The sequence below is a fragment of the Pusillimonas caeni genome (genome assembly GCF_003545815.1).
GTDB classification, from domain to species: Bacteria; Pseudomonadota; Gammaproteobacteria; order Burkholderiales; family Burkholderiaceae_B; genus Pusillimonas; species Pusillimonas caeni.
On the sequence record NZ_PDUW01000004.1, the window covers coordinates 65933 to 81038 of the forward strand.

At 66.6% G+C, this 15106-nt stretch carries 19 protein-coding genes; 18 read left to right on the forward strand and 1 reads right to left on the reverse strand.

Going from position 1 to position 15106, the window contains the following annotated elements; genetic code table 11:
• The first annotated feature begins 17 nt into the window (after nt 1-17).
• The 6 genes from CSC67_RS10175 to CSC67_RS10200 all read left to right on the forward strand — a co-directional run bounded on the left by CSC67_RS10175 (nt 18) and on the right by CSC67_RS10200 (nt 4300).
• Nucleotides 18-410 carry a flagellar protein FlaG gene (locus CSC67_RS10175; RefSeq protein WP_245220194.1) on the forward strand — a complete coding sequence of 131 codons (393 nt, stop codon included), beginning with the start codon at nt 18-20 and terminating at the stop codon, nt 408-410.
• Nucleotides 411-522: 112 nt separating this feature from the next.
• Nucleotides 523-1911 (forward strand): flagellar filament capping protein FliD, encoded by a 1389-nt coding sequence (gene fliD, locus CSC67_RS10180; protein WP_245220195.1) that lies wholly within the window; start codon nt 523-525, stop codon nt 1909-1911.
• Nucleotides 1912-1913: 2 nt separating this feature from the next.
• The gene (gene fliS, locus CSC67_RS10185) at nt 1914-2345 is read left to right on the forward strand and encodes a flagellar export chaperone FliS (RefSeq protein ID WP_118994722.1); all 432 of its coding nucleotides are present in this window, start codon (nt 1914-1916) and stop codon (nt 2343-2345) included.
• Nucleotides 2346-2405: 60 nt separating this feature from the next.
• Entirely contained in the window at nt 2406-2741 is a 336-nt protein-coding gene (locus CSC67_RS10190) for a flagellar protein FliT (RefSeq protein WP_118994424.1), read from the forward strand.
• Between the two features lie 24 nt (nt 2742-2765).
• Entirely contained in the window at nt 2766-3998 is a 1233-nt protein-coding gene (gene fliK, locus CSC67_RS10195; RefSeq protein WP_118994425.1) for a flagellar hook-length control protein FliK, read from the forward strand.
• On the forward strand, nt 3995-4300 hold the full coding sequence (locus CSC67_RS10200; RefSeq protein WP_118994426.1) for an EscU/YscU/HrcU family type III secretion system export apparatus switch protein: 306 nt from the start codon (nt 3995-3997) through the stop codon (nt 4298-4300). The genes fliK and CSC67_RS10200 overlap by 4 nt, the downstream gene beginning before the upstream one ends.
• 10 nt (nt 4301-4310) lie before the next feature.
• Here the strand turns inward: CSC67_RS10200 and fliE are convergent, their stop codons facing one another.
• Nucleotides 4311-4643 carry a flagellar hook-basal body complex protein FliE gene (gene fliE, locus CSC67_RS10205; protein WP_118994427.1) on the reverse strand — a complete coding sequence of 111 codons (333 nt, stop codon included), beginning with the start codon at nt 4641-4643 and terminating at the stop codon, nt 4311-4313.
• A 306-nt stretch (nt 4644-4949) separates the two neighbouring features.
• Here fliE and fliF point away from each other — a divergent pair, with 306 nt between their 5' ends.
• Genes fliF through fliQ form a run of 12 tightly spaced genes read left to right on the forward strand, consistent with a single transcriptional unit; the run spans nt 4950 to nt 15098 of the window.
• Nucleotides 4950-6635 carry a flagellar basal-body MS-ring/collar protein FliF gene (fliF, locus tag CSC67_RS10210; RefSeq protein ID WP_118994428.1) on the forward strand — a complete coding sequence of 562 codons (1686 nt, stop codon included), beginning with the start codon at nt 4950-4952 and terminating at the stop codon, nt 6633-6635.
• Nucleotides 6622-7629 (forward strand): flagellar motor switch protein FliG, encoded by a 1008-nt coding sequence (gene fliG / locus CSC67_RS10215; protein ID WP_118994429.1) that lies wholly within the window; start codon nt 6622-6624, stop codon nt 7627-7629. Before fliF ends, fliG begins: the two co-directional genes overlap by 14 nt.
• The gene (fliH, locus tag CSC67_RS10220) at nt 7622-8377 is read left to right on the forward strand and encodes a flagellar assembly protein FliH (protein ID WP_118994430.1); all 756 of its coding nucleotides are present in this window, start codon (nt 7622-7624) and stop codon (nt 8375-8377) included. The genes fliG and fliH overlap by 8 nt, the downstream gene beginning before the upstream one ends.
• Nucleotides 8269-9834, forward strand: a complete 1566-nt coding sequence (fliI, locus tag CSC67_RS10225; RefSeq protein WP_425337644.1) for a flagellar protein export ATPase FliI — start codon at nt 8269-8271, stop codon at nt 9832-9834. Before fliH ends, fliI begins: the two co-directional genes overlap by 109 nt.
• Nucleotides 9827-10270 carry a flagellar export protein FliJ gene (gene fliJ / locus CSC67_RS10230; protein ID WP_118994431.1) on the forward strand — a complete coding sequence of 148 codons (444 nt, stop codon included), beginning with the start codon at nt 9827-9829 and terminating at the stop codon, nt 10268-10270. Before fliI ends, fliJ begins: the two co-directional genes overlap by 8 nt.
• A 20-nt stretch (nt 10271-10290) precedes the next feature.
• Nucleotides 10291-11628: a flagellar hook-length control protein FliK gene (locus tag CSC67_RS10235; protein ID WP_135227457.1), complete on the forward strand. Its 1338-nt coding sequence runs from the start codon at nt 10291-10293 to the stop codon at nt 11626-11628.
• Between the two features lie 52 nt (nt 11629-11680).
• Complete coding sequence (locus CSC67_RS10240) at nt 11681-12133, forward strand: flagellar basal body-associated FliL family protein (RefSeq protein WP_118994433.1); 453 nt, start codon at nt 11681-11683, stop codon at nt 12131-12133.
• Nucleotides 12134-13144 (forward strand): flagellar motor switch protein FliM, encoded by a 1011-nt coding sequence (fliM, locus tag CSC67_RS10245; RefSeq protein ID WP_118994434.1) that lies wholly within the window; start codon nt 12134-12136, stop codon nt 13142-13144.
• Entirely contained in the window at nt 13137-13658 is a 522-nt protein-coding gene (fliN, locus tag CSC67_RS10250; RefSeq protein ID WP_118994435.1) for a flagellar motor switch protein FliN, read from the forward strand. Before fliM ends, fliN begins: the two co-directional genes overlap by 8 nt.
• 3 nt (nt 13659-13661) lie before the next feature.
• Complete coding sequence (fliO, locus tag CSC67_RS10255; protein ID WP_118994436.1) at nt 13662-14027, forward strand: flagellar biosynthetic protein FliO; 366 nt, start codon at nt 13662-13664, stop codon at nt 14025-14027.
• Nucleotides 14024-14806 (forward strand): flagellar type III secretion system pore protein FliP, encoded by a 783-nt coding sequence (fliP, locus tag CSC67_RS10260; RefSeq protein ID WP_245220196.1) that lies wholly within the window; start codon nt 14024-14026, stop codon nt 14804-14806. The genes fliO and fliP overlap by 4 nt, the downstream gene beginning before the upstream one ends.
• Before the next feature lie 22 nt (nt 14807-14828).
• Nucleotides 14829-15098 carry a flagellar biosynthesis protein FliQ gene (gene fliQ / locus CSC67_RS10265; RefSeq protein WP_118994437.1) on the forward strand — a complete coding sequence of 90 codons (270 nt, stop codon included), beginning with the start codon at nt 14829-14831 and terminating at the stop codon, nt 15096-15098.
• Nucleotides 15099-15106 lie beyond the last annotated feature (8 nt).

Sequence of the window (15106 nt, forward strand, 5' to 3'; positions counted from 1 at the left end):
TGCTCGGGAGCATCCTGATGGTCAACCCGCTTACTCCGAATTCGTCGGTCTCACTCCCTGTGAACCCTGTCGCCCTGGAGGTCGAGCGCCCGGTCCTGCCCGAACCCGCGCGCCAGGTGACGCCGTCCGCGGAAGTCGTCGAGGCGGGAGACTCGAATCAGCGCCGGGCGGCCGGCGGCGCCGGCTCGGGCAACGCTCTGGAACAGGCGCTCGAGGATGTGAACAGCAGCCTGAGAGCATGGTCCACCGGCATGCGTTTCGACGTCGATCCCGAAGCGCAGCGCGTCGTGGTGTCTCTCATCGACAATGAAACCGGCGAGGTGCTGCGCACCGTGCCGAGCGACGCGGTCATACGCATAGCCAAGATGATCGTGCAGCTTCAGGGACAGGTGGTGAGCACCCATGCCTGAACCGGCCCGTCCGCTGCGCAATTACCCAAACTAGGCATACATATCGCGCTTGTCGCGGGATTTGAAACCCGACGCGCTGCACGACAATATCCCCATCAGGAGAAGTTCAATCATGGCTGTATCTTCTATCGGCGTGGGCTCCGGCCTGCCCCTGGACCAGTTGCTGACCGATCTGCGCAACAGCGAGAATCAGGCCCTTGCGCTCATCCAGACCAGGCAGGTCAGCGCGCAGAACCGCCTGTCGGCCTACGGCAAGATCCAGAGCTCCATCGAAGCGCTCAAGACCGCCGCCGAGAAAATCGGCAAAGAGGAAACCCTGGGCGCGCTGAAAACCTCGACCGCTTCCGAGGCCTTTACCGCATCGGCCACGCATAAGGCCATCGCCGGCCAGTACAGTGTCCAGGTAAACACCTTGGCCAAAGCCCAGACCCTGGTCAGCCAGGGCGTCGCCGACCGCGGCCAGGCCATCGGCCAGGGCGGCACGCTTACCATCAAGCTGGCGGATGGCACCGAACACTCCCTGGATCTGGATGGCGTGGACACGTCGATCGACGGCCTGGTCGCCGCCATCAACAATGCCGATCCCAGCCTGGGAGTGCGCGCGACCGTCCTCAACGATGGCAGCGAGAATCCGCATCGCCTCATGCTGACCAGCACCAAGACAGGCACGGACGCCGCCGTCGCAGGCATAGAGGTCACGGGCAACAGCGATCCCGAGAACGCCCTGCAGGCTTTGCTCGGCTTCGAAACCGGCGTGCCCGGCGCCTTGCAGGAACAGGCGGCCGCCAATGCCTCTCTGACCATCAACGGCATTGCGATCAGCAGCCAGACCAATCGGGTCGAGGGCGCCATCGAAGGCGTCACCCTCGACCTGCTCAAGGCGGGCGGCGATTCCGGCACGCTCAAGGTCGAACGCGACGACGCCGCCGCGACGCAAGCGGTCAAGGATTTCGTCACCGCCTACAACAATCTGCAGAACACGATCAAGTCGCTCACCTCGTATGACGTCGAAGCGCAGCAAGGCAGCGCCCTGACCGGCGACACCCTGGCCCGGCGCGCGCAGACGCAGGCCCGCGACGCGCTCAGCGGCTTCTCGTCCGCGGGCAGCGTGCGTACGCTGTCCCAGATGGGCATCACCACCAACCCCTCGTCCGGCCTGCTCGAGGTCGACAACGACAAGTTGGCGGCAGCCTTCAAAGACCACCTTGGCGACGTGCGTCAGCTGCTTGCCGGCGAAAACGGGCTCGCCAAGCGTTTTACCGAGATGACGGGCAACTTCCTGGGCAGCAAAGGCTACATCCAGAGCGCCAAGGACGGCACCGATCGCAACATCAAGGACCTGCAGCGGCAATACGACGACACCTCGATCCGCATCGAAGCCAAGATGGAAAACTACCGGCGCCAGTTCACGGCGCTGGACAGCATGATGGCGCAGATGGGCTCCGTCAGCAGTTATCTGACCCAGCAGCTTTCCATGCTGGGCAACCTCAACGAGAAGTAATGATGACCTACCCCTCGCCGCGCGGCGCGCGCGGCCAGCACTCAGCCCAGGCCTACGCCAGCATCGGCCTCGAGACCCAGGTGCTCAGCGCCACGCCCGAACAGTTGATCACCATGCTGTTCGACGGCGCCCTGGCCGCCATCGCCAAGGCCCATCTGTATTTGCAGAACGGCGACATCCAGGGGCGCGGCAATGCCATCTCCAAGGCCATCGACATCGTCGACTCGGGCCTCAAGGCCAGCATCGACATGGAAGCTGGCGGCGAACTGGCCCGCAACCTGGCACAGACCTACGACCTCATCATCCGCAACCTGCTTCAAGCCAACCTCAACGCGGATGCCGAAAAACTGCAACTCGCGCAGCGGCTGCTGAGCGACATCGGAGACGCCTGGCGCACCGCGACCGGGCTTTCCAAAACACCTGCTTCTGCCTGAACCGATCCCGCCCAGGTAGCCAAGCCTGAACCCACCAGGCCTCTTCAAGGCGTATTCACCATGCTCGACTCCTCCTCCATCGTGCTCCGCTACCAACGCATCGCCGATTTATCCGGCCAGATGCTCAAGCTGGCCCAGGCCAACGACTGGGATTCCGTCATCGCGCTCAGCCAGCAGTACTGCGACGCGGTCGAGATGCTGCGGCCGTTGACGCCGCTGGACAGCGGCGACAAGGTCGCGCGCAAGACATTGCTGACCAAGATACTGGACGACGACGCGCGCATCCGCAACCTGGCGGCGCCCGAGATGGCCCGGCTGGGCGCCATGCTGGGCGCCATGAAACGCCACCAGAGCGTGCTGGAAGCCTATTGCAATACCTATCCCGGCGGCCGCTAAGGCGCGCCGCGACGCAATCCATCCATGAGCGTGGGCGGACCTTCGAACCTCGGGACATTGCTGATACGGCGGCTGGACACCGCGTTGAGTGTCGCGGCCTCGCAGCAAAGCCAGATCGTCAACGCCGGCCGATCCGACGCCATTTCGCAATTGGCCGACGCCTCGCGCGTCAATCCTCTGCATAATGAGGGAGGCCGCCCCCTAGCCGAAACCATCGACAAGGCGCTGTCCCAGACAGAACAGCCGGGCCGCCGGGCGGTAGACGATGCCAGGCTGCACACCCGGCCCGACGCGCCGAGAGCGGAGCGGCCCAGCACCGAGACCTCCAGCACGCCTTCGGCGCCCACGACCCTGGGGCATGCCGCAAAAGCCATTCTGGCGCTGCTTTCCCGCTTTCCCGAGCAAGCCCCGCCCGTGAACGGACGCGCGCCCCTGGTGCAGCCGAGTACGGCCGGCGCGGCGGCATCCGCTCCTTCCGCTGCTCAAGCCGCTTCGCCCGCCGGCTCCGCGGCCCCGGCCGGACCGGCGCATGCGGCGGGCAGCCCGGCTCCGGGCGATGTGCACACCGCGCTGATCGCGCGTGCTCTGGCGCTGGCCGTGCGGCAAAGCGGATTGTTCTATGAATCCCACCTGCGCGATCTCGCTTTCGGCGGCAGGACCGCTGCGCAGCTCAAGCTCGAACCGCAAGGCCAGTTGGGCGGACCGGCCGCGTCCGCCAACGCATCGGCGGGCTCCGCCCCGCATGCGGCCGGGACGCCCGGCGGCGCACAGCCAGGCGTCCCGCAAAGTGCCGTCCAAACCGGCGCGCAGGGCTCCGAAGGCGCCGTCGAGATGCGCGGCGCGTCCGCGACGGCGGGCCAGCCCGGTCCGGGCCATGCTCCGTCCCTGGCCGGCCTGCATCCTGACACGCATCTGGTCGTGCGCCAGCAGCTTGAGGTATTGGCCGGCCAGACGTTCGGCTGGCGCGGCGAAGCCTGGCCGGACGCCCCGCTGGATTGGGAGATCAGCCGCCGCGACGAACAGGGCGCGCCCGACGAAGCCGGCACGCACTGGGCCACCCGGCTGCGCCTCGTGCTGCCCGCCCTCGGCGAGGTCGAGGCAAGGCTGACCCTGCATGACAAACAGGTGGTGATGCGGCTCGTGGCGCCTCAAAGCGCCCAGACCCTCAAGCGGCACGACCAGGCATTGAGGACGGATTTTCAGGAGGCCGGCCTGACGCTCAGCCAGCTGTCGATCAAGACCGAGGAAGAAACATGACGGACGATGCGCGGGACGCCGGTCCGCCGCACAAGCACTCGCGCCACAGCGCGGTCGCCATCGCCTATGACGCCGCCGATGCGGCGCCGCGCGTGGTGGCCAAGGGCTATGGCACAGTGGCCGAGAACATCATGCGCACGGCGCACGAACACGGCCTTTACGTACACGAATCGCCCGAACTGGTGGGCCTGTTGATGCAGGTGGATCTGGACCGGCACATTCCGCCCGAGCTCTATGAAGCAGTGGCCAGGCTGCTGGCCTGGCTGTACCGGCTCGAGACTGATCCCGGCACGGAAGCCTAGGGCCTTAACGCTAGACAGGCATGCTGGCGATTTCCTGATAGGCGGCCACCAGCCGGTTGCGCACCTGGACCGTGGCCTGGAAGGCAATGCCCGCCTTCTGCATGTCTATCATCACGTTGTTCAGGGAAATGCCCGGATCGCCCAGGGCAAAAGCCTTGGCCTGTTGGGTGGACCCGTTCTGCATGGCGGAGACGCGCTGTAAAGACCGCTGCAATTCGGCTGCGAAGCCGCCCGGCACGGAGTCCCGCTCGTCCACGCGCGCGCCCGTGCCGGACGCCGCGCGGGCGACTTCCCGCATCTGGGCCAGAATGGATTCGATGTTGTTCAGATTCGAGATAGCCATGGCGCACACTGTAGCGCAGCCGTTCGTCCGGCAAGCGCGCCATTAGCCGCCAAAACACCCGGCTATTTGCCTCATACCGTTTTCGCCCCTCTATTTACCATCAGCTTCGTCCGTCCAGGGGCGCCGTTTCCGTCTCTTGGCGTAAAGCCGAACTGCGCTCGAAAACCTATGCTTTTCGGCGCTTGGTCCTGCTTGAAGACACGTAATAATGACGACTCCCCTTCACGTATTCCGTCGCATGCATATCGTAACCACGCAGTCTCCGGCAACGGTGCGACCCTGCGCAGACCCCGCCGGAGGCTCGCGATGAGCCAGGCGCAAGCGCTCGTGGCTCGCTTTCCCGCGCTGAGCAAGCTTCAAGACATACCGCGTCCGATACTGCTCGGCGCCGCATCGGCGCTGATCGCCGTCATCGCGGTCGTGCTGCTGTGGAGCCGCGGTCCAGAGTACCGCGTCCTGTTCTCGAACATCGAGGACCGCGACGGCGGCGCCATCGTTTCCGCCCTGGCGCAAATGAATGTGCCCTACCGCCTCTCGGACAATGGCGGCGCCATCCTGGTTCCCGCCGACCGGGTGCATGAAACCCGGCTGCAACTGGCCACTCAAGGCCTGCCTCGAAGCGGCGGCGTGGGCTTCGAACTGCTGGACAATACGCGCTTCGGCGCCAGCCAGTTCACCGAACAGGTCACCTACCAGCGCGCCCTCGAAGGCGAGCTGGGCAACTCCATCGCCTCGCTGCACGCCGTGCAGCAGGCCCGCGTGCACCTCGCCATTCCGCGCGAATCCCTGTTCGTACGCGAGCGGCAGGAACCCACCGCCTCGGTGTTGCTGACGCTCTACCCCGGACGCACGCTCAGCGAGGCCCAGGTCTCGGCCATCGGCTGGCTCGTGTCCTCGAGCGTGCCGCGCCTCTCGGCCGAGAACGTATCGGTCGTCGATCAGAACGGCCGCCTGCTCAGCGCTCCCACGGGCGAAGCCGGCGCCGAGGGTTCGCAACGCAACTTCATCAACGACATCGAGCAACGCACGGTGCAGCGCATCCTCACCCTGGTCGCTCCCCTGGTCGGGCCGGGCAATGTGCGCGCTCAGGCCAGCGCGGATGTCGATTTCTCGCAGCGCGAGCAAACCTCCGAGGTCTATCGGCCCAACCAGGAGCCCGGCCAGGGCGCCGTGCGCAGCAAGCAGACCAGCGGTTCGCAGCAGTACAACGTGCTGCCGCCCGAAGGCGTGCCCGGGGCGCTGACCAACCAGCCGCCGCCCAATGCCACCGCGCCCGTCGATGCCCCGCCTCAGGCGGGCGGCCAGGCCGCAGCCGGGCAGGCGGCGGCCGGACAGGCGGGAGCCAATCAACTCCAGACCGGCGGCAACACGGACGACGACGGCGTTCCCGCCAACACCCGCCACGATGCCACCATCAACTACGAGGTGGATCGCACCATCAGCCACGTGAAGGAGCCGCTGGGCAAGCTGCGCCGCCTGTCGGTCGCGGTGGTGGTGAATTACCTGCCCGGCGAAGACGGCCAGGCGCAGCCGCTGCCGCCCGAAGAGATCGACAACCTCAATCGTCTCGTGAGAGATGCCATGGGGTTCTCGGAAGATCGCGGCGATACGCTCAGCATCGTCAACAGCCGCTTCACCCCCGACGCCTCCGCCCAGGTCCCGCTCTGGGAGAACCCCGACTATCGATCGATGGTCATGCAACTCCTGCGTTATCTGCTGTTGGCCATCGCCGCCTGGCTGGTGTGGCGCAAGGTCGTCAAGCCCTATCTCGCCCATCTCGCCAGCAGCCAGGAGGCCCGGCAGATCGCCGCCGAAGAAGATGCGGCCACCCGCAACGCGGCGGCCAACGCGGCCGCCGCCGCGGCGCGGCGCGCATCGGAGATCAGCCGCTACGAAGACAATCTGAACGTCGCGCGGGACCTGGCTTCGAAGGATCCGCGCGCCGTGGCCATGGTGCTGCGCTCTTGGATGGAACAAAATGGCAAGCACTAGTCCGGACAACCACCTGCAGCGCTGCGCCATCCTGATGATGTCGTTGGGAGAGGACGCCGCCGCAGAAGTCTTTCGCCACCTTTCGGCCCGCGAGGTTCAGCTGGTGGGCGGGGCCATGGCCACCCTGTCCCAGGTCACCCGCAGCGACGTGGACAAGGTGCTCGAGGATTTCCGGCAAGAGGCCGACCAGTTCATGGCCGTCACCGTGGGGTCGGACGACTACATACGCAGCGTCCTCACCAAGGCGCTGGGCAACGATCGTGCCGCCGGCCTGATCGAGGACATCCTCGAAGCCAGCGACAATGCCAACGGCATCGACGCCCTGAACTGGATCGACGCCAACAGCGTCGCCGAACTCATCAGCGACGAGCATCCGCAGATCATCGCCACCATCCTGGTCCACCTTGAACGCGACCGCGCCTCGGCCGTCCTGGCCCTGCTCGATGAGCGCCTGCGCAACGACGTGGTGCTGCGCATCGCCACCTTCGGCGGCGTCCAGCCTTCGGCGCTACACGAACTGACCGACGTGCTCAACGACATGCTGTCGGGCCAGGGCGCCAAGCGCAGCAAGATGGGAGGGGTGCGCGCGGCCGCCGAGCTGATCAACTACATGAGCTCGTCCGACGAGGACGCGGTGGTGGCCAACCTGCGCGAGCTCGATCCGGACCTGGCGCAGCGCATCGTCGACGAAATGTTCGTCTTCGACAATCTGGTCGAGATCGAGCCTTCGGCCATCCAGCTGATTCTCAAGGAAGTGGACACGGCGACGCTGACGATCGCGCTCAAGGGCGCGCCCGAAGAGGTGCGCGACACCTTCATGAAGAACATGTCCAACCGGGCGGCCGAAATGCTGCGCGAAGACCTGGAAGCGCAAGGCCCCATCCGGATGTCCCGCGTCGAAGAAGCCCAGAAGAGCATACTGCAGGTCGCGCGGCGCCTGGCCGAAGCCGGCCAGTTCAGCCTGAGCCGCCGCGGAGACGACGAATATGTCTGAGCCCGCCCGCCGGGCGCTGCGCGCCTACGGAGACCAGGCCTGGCGCCGCTGGGAAATGGAATCGGTGGAATTCGCGGCTCCCGACGACGAAGGGCTTGCCGACGCTCCCTTGGCGGTGCCCGAACATCTGCGCGATGAAATCGCGCGGCTGGAGCGGCAGGCCCGCGAAGAGGGACGCGCTCGAGGCCAAGCCGAGGGCCACGAGGAAGGTTTCAGCCAAGGTCTCGAGGAAGGCCGGGCGCGCGGCCGCGAAGCGGGCCATGCCGAAGGCTTCGAGGCCGGCATGAAGGATGCCCTCGAACAAGGCAGGATGCGGAACGATGAGCAGGCGCGCCGCCTGGCCGAACTGCTGGACGCCTGTTCCGGCGCCTTGCACGACGTCGAAGCCGAAACCGGCCAGGCCCTGGTGCGCCTGGCCATCAGCATTGCGCAGCAGGTCGTCCGCTCCACCTTGGCGGCCGAGCCGGAGAAGATCCTCGACACCTTGCGCGACATTCTCTACCTGGATGCCGGGCAGGAAGGCCTGCTTCGCCTGCGTCTACATCCGGACGATCTGGCGCTGGTCCAGCCCCATCTGGCGGACGATCCGGGCGCGCGCCGCTGGCGCCTGCAGGCCGACCCCAATATAGAGCGCGGCGGATGCGTCGCCGAGACGGCGCTGGGCAGCATCGATGCAACCCTGCAGACCCGATGGCAGCGGGTGGTCAGCGCACTGGGCCACAATCTGCCCTGGAGCGCCGCGCCGTGAACGCCACCTCGCGCCTCGAAAGCGCCGCCGACCGCTGGCGCATGCAGCTTGCCATCGGCGCCCGGCGCGTGGCCCATGTGGAATCCTGGCATGCCACCGGCCGCATCACGCGCGCCACGGGCCTGGTGCTGGAGGCCACCGGCCTGCGGCTGGCCGTCGGGGCCGCCTGCAAGATCGAGATCACGCCGCGCCAGAACCACTGGGCCGACGCCGAAGTCGTCGGCTTCAACGGCCATACGCTGTACCTCATGCCGCAAAGCGATATTTCGGGACTGCCGCCCGGCGCGCGGGTGGTGCCCGTCGAGGCGGGACTGCGCACGCCGATTACCCTGCCCTCGCACGATGCGGTCGAAAACCCGGTCACGGGCCAGACCCGGCATCTGCCGGTGGGCGACGCCTTGCTGGGCCGCGTACTGGACGGCGCCGGCCGGCCGCTGGACGATCTGGGCCCGCTCAAGCACGTGCATCCCGCCCCGCTGGCGGCGCAGACCATCAACCCGCTCGAGCGCGCGCCGATCGACACGGCGCTCGATGTCGGCGTGCGGGCCATCAACGGCCTGCTGACCGTCGGCCGCGGCCAGCGCATGGGCCTGTTCGCCGGTTCGGGCGTGGGCAAGAGCGTGCTGCTGGGCATGATGGCCCGCTACACCCGGGCCGATATCGTGGTGGTGGGCCTCATCGGCGAGCGCGGCAGAGAGGTCAAGGAATTCATCGAGCACAACCTGGGAGTAGACGGGCTGCGCAGATCGGTGGTGGTGGCGGCGCCGGCCGACGTCTCGCCCTTGCTGAGGATGCAGGGCGCGGTCTATGCGACCCGTCTGGCCGAATACTTTCGCGACCAGGGCAAGCACGTGCTGCTGATCATGGATTCGCTGACGCGCTATGCCATGGCGCAGCGCGAAATCGCATTGGCCATCGGCGAGCCTCCCGCCACCAAGGGCTATCCGCCGTCGGTATTCGCCAAGCTGCCGGCGCTGGTCGAGCGTGCCGGCAACGGCGCGCCGGTGGACGGCCAGCCCGCGGGATCGATCACAGCCTTCTATACCGTGCTGACCGAGGGCGACGACCAGCAGGATCCCATTGCCGATTCGGCCCGCGCCATTCTCGACGGACATATCGTGCTGTCGCGCAGCCTGGCCGAGTCGGGCCACTATCCGGCCATCGACATCGAGGCATCGATTTCACGCGTGATGTCGGCCGTGGTGCCGCCCTCGCAATTTGCCATGGTCCATGCATTCAAGCAGATGCTCTCGCGCTATCAGCGCAACCGCGACTTGATCGCAGTGGGCGCCTACGCCCGCGGCAATGACCCGCGGACAGACGAGGCCATCGACAAATACCCCTGGCTGGAGGCGTTTCTGCAGCAGGGCATAGAACAGCGCATCGACTACGGGCGCGCAACGCGCGAACTGGCTGCGGTGCTGGGACACGAGACGGCGGAGGCCTCCCATGGCTAAGACTTCGACCCTGGACATGCTGGTCGACCTGGCGCGCAACGACACCGACGAGGCCGCCAGGCAGCTGGCCCAGCTGTCCAAGGCTCGGCACGATGCCGAACAACAGCTGCAAGCCCTGCACAGCTACAGGCAGGATTACGCCGAACGGCTGCAGCGGGTATCTAAATCGGGCCTGACGGCTTCGAACTATCACAATTTTAGGCAGTTTATCGCCACTTTGGACGAAGCGATCTCGCAGCAAAATAGGATACTGGAGCAGATGGATGCCCGGCTGCAGAAGGGGCGAGACTCCTGGCAAGCCGAAAAGCGGCGTCTCAACTCATTCGAGACCTTGCAAACGCGCCAGCTGCGCCAGCAGGCCGTGCACGAGGCGCGCCGCGAACAACGCATGAACGACGAGATTTCCGCCCGCGGGTATCGCGGAATGGGTCATTGAGCAATCACCTGGTCACCGCCATGAATTCACCGACAATCGCCGCCGTGGTCCCGGGGCTTGCGCCGCAAGCGGGCCGCGCGCCATCCGCCGAAAACACGGCCGCCGACAGCCCGCGCTTTGCGGACGTCCTGGCCGGCCAGGCGCCGGCCGCCGCCAAGGAAGAAGGCCGGACGGACGCCCGCGCGCAAGCGAAATCAACCGCCGGCTCGGACCATTCCGTGGAGGATGGCGACCAGGCCGCCCAGGCGGGTGAACCGGCCGAAAGCGACAAGGCGGGATCCGAACCGAATGCCGCCGACGACGCCCTGGCCGCCCTGCCCCAGATAACGCTCGAGATCGCCTTGCATGCCCGCGGCCAGGCGGGCCGGACCGGCCTGCCCTCCGGCGACGGCCTGCCAGTCGCGGCGGGCGGACCGGCCGCCGACGTCCGATCCGACGCGTCGCGCCGGCACACCGCCAGCGGTAAAGAGCCCTTCCCGGGCGCGCTGCGCGCCGAGGCGCTCGCGGCCGCCCAGGCCTCGACGGCGAATGGTCCCGAGACGCCGGCCATCGACACCACGTCTGTCGCGCAGGCGTCGGCAAGCGGCGCCACGGCCGCTCCGGGCCCCGCCCGCGCCGCATCCGCCGAACTCGCCGCGGTGCGCCGGAAAGCGGCCGCACAGCTCTCGTCCGCCACGAACACCGAGCCCGCGGGCGCGCAGCCGGGCAAGCTTCCGGGCGCGGCAAACGGCCCCGCCGCCCCGGCGTTCTCCCATGCCGGCGATGCCGCGTTCGCGCCAGCCCAAATGCCCGTTGCAAGGGACCAGGCGGCCCCGCAGAACACGCAGGCCATGCCGGCCGTCGAGGCGCCCGCGGCGGCTTCCGCAGGGGCAAACCCTTTCGCCCAGGCGGGAACGGCGTCCTTCCCGGCCGCTTCGGCCATCGCCACGCCCTTGCACCATGCCGACTGGAATACGGATTTCGGCCGGCAGGTCATCATGCTGGCGCGCGACGTCCATGGCGGCGCGCAGACCGCCGAACTGCGGCTGGATCCGCCCGAACTGGGGCCGCTGCGCATTTCGATCAGCCTGAACGACGGCATGGCCAATGCGGTTTTCGTCTCCGCGCACGCGTCGGTGCGGCAAGCGGTCGAATCGGCGCTGCCCCAGCTGAGCCAGCAGCTCGCCCAGGCCGGCATATCGCTGGGCCAGACTCACGTGGGCGACCATGGCCAAGCCGGTTTCGCCTTCCATGACGAGGGCGGTCCGGCGGGCGGCCGCATGCCGGGCGCCGGCGCCGGCCATGCCGCAGCGGCCGACGCCTCGCCCCCGCCGCGCGTCAGCGTCGCGTCCAACGGCCTCGTGGACACCTTCGCCTGATCGGCCGCCACCATGAAAACGACACTCATCGCCCTTCGCTGATTCAAGCCCCATGCGCATTCTCAACACCATTCTGCTCGTTCTGATACTGCTCGTAGCCAGCGGCGGCGCCGCGTACTATTACTTCACCACCAGCGGGCAGAGCGCGCCCGAGGCTCAGGCGCAGGAACCCGCCAGACCCGTCGTGGCCGCTCCCATTTTTCTGGCGCTGGAGCCTTTCACCGTCACCCTGCGCGGCGAACGCGGCAGCCAGATCCTCTACACTGAAATCACGCTGCGCCTGAACGAGACCGAGTCGCATACGACGCTGGTGCAGTACATGCCCGAAGTGCGCAATCGCGTGCTGGCGGAGCTGGCCCAGCACACCGCCTCCGAGCTGCAGACCACCGAAGGCCGCAACGCGCTGGCAGGCCGCCTGAAAAGGGTGCTTTCCGCATCCTTCCATCCGCATCTGAGCGCCCCGGGCATCTCCAGCGTGCTGTTCACCGCTTTCGTGATCCAGTAAATGGCTTATTCGAACTTCCTGTCGCAGGATGAAGTCGATGCGCTGATCGCCGGGGTCACCGGGGAAAGTAGCGAGGCATCGCAAACCGAAGAGCTTGGCGGCGTCCGGCCCTACGACTTGAGCTCGCCCGATCGTGTGGTCCGGCACCGCATGCAGACGCTGGAGCTGATCAACGAGCGATTTGCCCGGCGCCTGCGTTCAACGCTGCTGAGCTTCATGCGCCGCAATGCCGACATCACGGTGTCCACCATCAAGGTGCAGAAATACTCGGAGTTCGAGCGCAACCTGCCCGTGCCCAGCAACCTGAACATGGTGGCCATGAAGCCCCTGCGCGGCGTGGCGCTGTTCACCTTCGACCCCAATCTGGTGTTCCTCGTCATCGACAGCCTGTTCGGCGGCCATGGACGCTACACCACCCGGGTCGAAGGCCGCGATTTCACCACCACCGAACAGCGCATCATCCGGCGCCTGCTCAACCTCACCCTGGAAAGCTACGGCGAATCGTGGCAGAACGTCTATCCCGTCGCCTTCGAGTACATACGCTCGGAGATGCACACCAAGTTCGCCAGCATCACCAGCGGCAACGAGATCGTCGTCGTCACGTCCTTCAACATCGAACTGGGCGCCTCCGGCGGCAATCTCAATATCTGCCTGCCCTATTCGATGATAGAACCCGTGCGCGACCTGCTGACGCGGCCCCTGCAGGAAGCCTCGCTGGACGAAGTGGACCAGCGCTGGACCCAGCAGCTTTCGCGCCAGGTCCGCAGCGCCGAGGTCGAACTGATCGCCGAATTCGCGTCCATACGAACCACCGTCGGCGAACTGATGAAGCTGAAGGTCAACGACGTCCTGCCGGTGGACATACCCAAGATCATCACCGCCCATGCCGGCAACGTGCCGGTCATGGAATGCACCTACGGCACTTTCAACGGCCAATATGCCTTGAGGGTGCAGAACGTCCTGGCCCATTCCGAGCCCGAACTCAAGAAAACCACCACATCTCATGACTGATCCAAACCAAGACTCCGACAAAGACCAGTCCGCCCCCGACGCGGCGGACGCGGACTGGGCCTCGGCTTTCGCCGAGCAGTCAGCGGGCCATGCCGGCACGCCCAGTCAGGCCGAAGGGCTGCAGGGCGACGACTGGGCCAGCGCGCTGGCCGAGCAGACGGCGGCCGAGAACACGGCCAAGCCTCCCGCCACCTCCAGTGTGGCGGACCTCTTCCAGCCCCTGGCCGGCATGCCCGCCGAGGGCGAGAGCGACATCGACCTGATCATGGACATTCCGGTGCAGCTCTCGGTGGAGCTGGGCCGCACCCGCCTGACGATCAAGAACATCCTTCAGCTGGGACAAGGTTCAGTGGTCGAGCTCGACGGCCTGGCCGGCGAACCCATGGACATCTTCGTGAACGGCTACCTGATCGCCCAGGGCGAAGTGGTCGTGGTCGACGACAGATACGGCATCCGCCTGACCGACATCATCACGCCCTCCGACCGGCTCAGCCGGCTGAACGGCAAGCGCTGAGCCATGAACGAGGGCGATGTCCTGCGCATGGTGAGCAGTCTTGCGTTCATTGTGCTTCTCATCCTGGCGGGGGCCTGGCTGATGCGCCGCGCCGGATGGCTGCGCGCGGGCCCCGGCCAGGCCATCAGGGTCGTGGGCGCGCAAAGCCTGGGCGCCCGCTCCAGCGTGGCGATCGTGCAGATCGAGAACCAGCGGCTCGTGCTCGGCGTGACGCCCCAGCAGATCACCCTGCTCCACACGCTGCCTGCAGGCGGCGAGCCCGACGCCGCCGGCCATGCCTCCACCCTGCCCGCGCAGCAGGGTTTCGCGCAATCCCTGCGCACCGCCCTGGCGCGCGGTGGCAAAGGCTCGAACGGCATGCAGCCATGAGGCGCGTCTCGCTTCCTTACCGCCCCGCTCCGTTTCGTCTGTCGCCAAGCCTGCTGTGGATCGGCCTGGCGCTGCTGCTTTACCCCGGAACCGGCATCACCCAGGCCTTGCCAGCCCTGACCGCCACCGCGGCGGCCGATGGCTCGCAGACTTATTCGCTCAGCATCCAGACGCTGCTGCTGCTGACGATGCTGTCCTTCCTGCCGGCCATGCTGCTGCTGATGACCGGCTTCACACGCATCATCATCGTGCTGGGCCTGCTGCGCAACGCCATGGGGACCGGGGCCTCGCCCCCTAACACGGTGCTGATCGGCATCGCCCTGTTCCTGACCTTCTTCACCATGTCGCCGGTATTCGACGAGGTCTACTCCCAGGCCTATCAGCCCTTGAGCGAAGGCAGCATCGGCTTCGAAGCCGCGATGGACCGCGCGGCCGCGCCCATGCGCAGCTTCATGCTGAACCAGACGCGGGAATCCGACCTGGCCCTGTTCGCCAACATGGCGCAGGCGCCGGAATTCGATTCTCCGGCCGATGTGCCGCTGCGCGTGCTGGTGCCGGCCTTCGTCACGAGCGAACTGAAGACGGCGTTCCAGATCGGCTTCACCGTGTTCATTCCCTTTCTCATCATCGATCTGGTGGTGGCCAGCGTGCTCATGGCGCTGGGGATGATGATGGTGCCCCCCGTCACCATATCCCTGCCGTTCAAGTTGATGCTGTTCGTGCTGGCCGACGGCTGGCATCTGCTGCTGGGCTCTCTGGCCCGCAGCTTCTACCAATAAGCAGCCGTACAGGAGGCGCCCGATGACCTCGGATACCGTGATGTCCATGACCTATATGGCGATGAAGGTGGCCCTGGCCATGGCCGGACCGCTGCTGCTGGTCACGCTGGTCGTGGGCCTGGTGATCAGCATCTTCCAGGCCGCCACCCAGATCAATGAAATGACGCTGTCCTTCATTCCCAAGCTGCTGGCGGTGGGTGCTGCCCTGGTGCTGCTGGGTCCGTGGCTGATCAGCACCATGGTCGACTACATGCGCCAGCTGTTCACAGGCCTGCCCGGCCTGGTGTCATAGGGCCCGTC

Excerpts from the sequence above, each read along its gene's own strand:
- CSC67_RS10240 (WP_118994433.1), top strand. The coding sequence starts at position 11,681 with ATGCGCATTCTCAACACCATTCTGCTCGTTCTGATACTGCTCGTAGCC.
- CSC67_RS10200 (WP_118994426.1), top strand. The coding sequence starts at position 3,995 with ATGACGGACGATGCGCGGGACGCCGGTCCGCCGCACAAGCACTCGCGC.
- fliF (WP_118994428.1), top strand. The coding sequence starts at position 4,950 with ATGAGCCAGGCGCAAGCGCTCGTGGCTCGCTTTCCCGCGCTGAGCAAG.
- fliG (WP_118994429.1), top strand. The coding sequence starts at position 6,622 with ATGGCAAGCACTAGTCCGGACAACCACCTGCAGCGCTGCGCCATCCTG.
- fliQ (WP_118994437.1), top strand. The coding sequence starts at position 14,829 with ATGACCTCGGATACCGTGATGTCCATGACCTATATGGCGATGAAGGTG.
- fliE (WP_118994427.1), bottom strand. The coding sequence starts at position 4,643 with ATGGCTATCTCGAATCTGAACAACATCGAATCCATTCTGGCCCAGATG.
- fliH (WP_118994430.1), top strand. The coding sequence starts at position 7,622 with ATGTCTGAGCCCGCCCGCCGGGCGCTGCGCGCCTACGGAGACCAGGCC.
- fliP (WP_245220196.1), top strand. The coding sequence starts at position 14,024 with ATGAGGCGCGTCTCGCTTCCTTACCGCCCCGCTCCGTTTCGTCTGTCG.
- fliO (WP_118994436.1), top strand. The coding sequence starts at position 13,662 with ATGAACGAGGGCGATGTCCTGCGCATGGTGAGCAGTCTTGCGTTCATT.
- CSC67_RS10190 (WP_118994424.1), top strand. The coding sequence starts at position 2,406 with ATGCTCGACTCCTCCTCCATCGTGCTCCGCTACCAACGCATCGCCGAT.
- fliM (WP_118994434.1), top strand. The coding sequence starts at position 12,134 with ATGGCTTATTCGAACTTCCTGTCGCAGGATGAAGTCGATGCGCTGATC.
- fliS (WP_118994722.1), top strand. The coding sequence starts at position 1,914 with ATGACCTACCCCTCGCCGCGCGGCGCGCGCGGCCAGCACTCAGCCCAG.
- fliI (WP_425337644.1), top strand. The coding sequence starts at position 8,269 with ATGCGTCGCCGAGACGGCGCTGGGCAGCATCGATGCAACCCTGCAGAC.
- CSC67_RS10235 (WP_135227457.1), top strand. The coding sequence starts at position 10,291 with ATGAATTCACCGACAATCGCCGCCGTGGTCCCGGGGCTTGCGCCGCAA.
- CSC67_RS10175 (WP_245220194.1), top strand. The coding sequence starts at position 18 with ATGGTCAACCCGCTTACTCCGAATTCGTCGGTCTCACTCCCTGTGAAC.
- fliN (WP_118994435.1), top strand. The coding sequence starts at position 13,137 with ATGACTGATCCAAACCAAGACTCCGACAAAGACCAGTCCGCCCCCGAC.
- fliD (WP_245220195.1), top strand. The coding sequence starts at position 523 with ATGGCTGTATCTTCTATCGGCGTGGGCTCCGGCCTGCCCCTGGACCAG.
- fliJ (WP_118994431.1), top strand. The coding sequence starts at position 9,827 with ATGGCTAAGACTTCGACCCTGGACATGCTGGTCGACCTGGCGCGCAAC.
- fliK (WP_118994425.1), top strand. The coding sequence starts at position 2,766 with ATGAGCGTGGGCGGACCTTCGAACCTCGGGACATTGCTGATACGGCGG.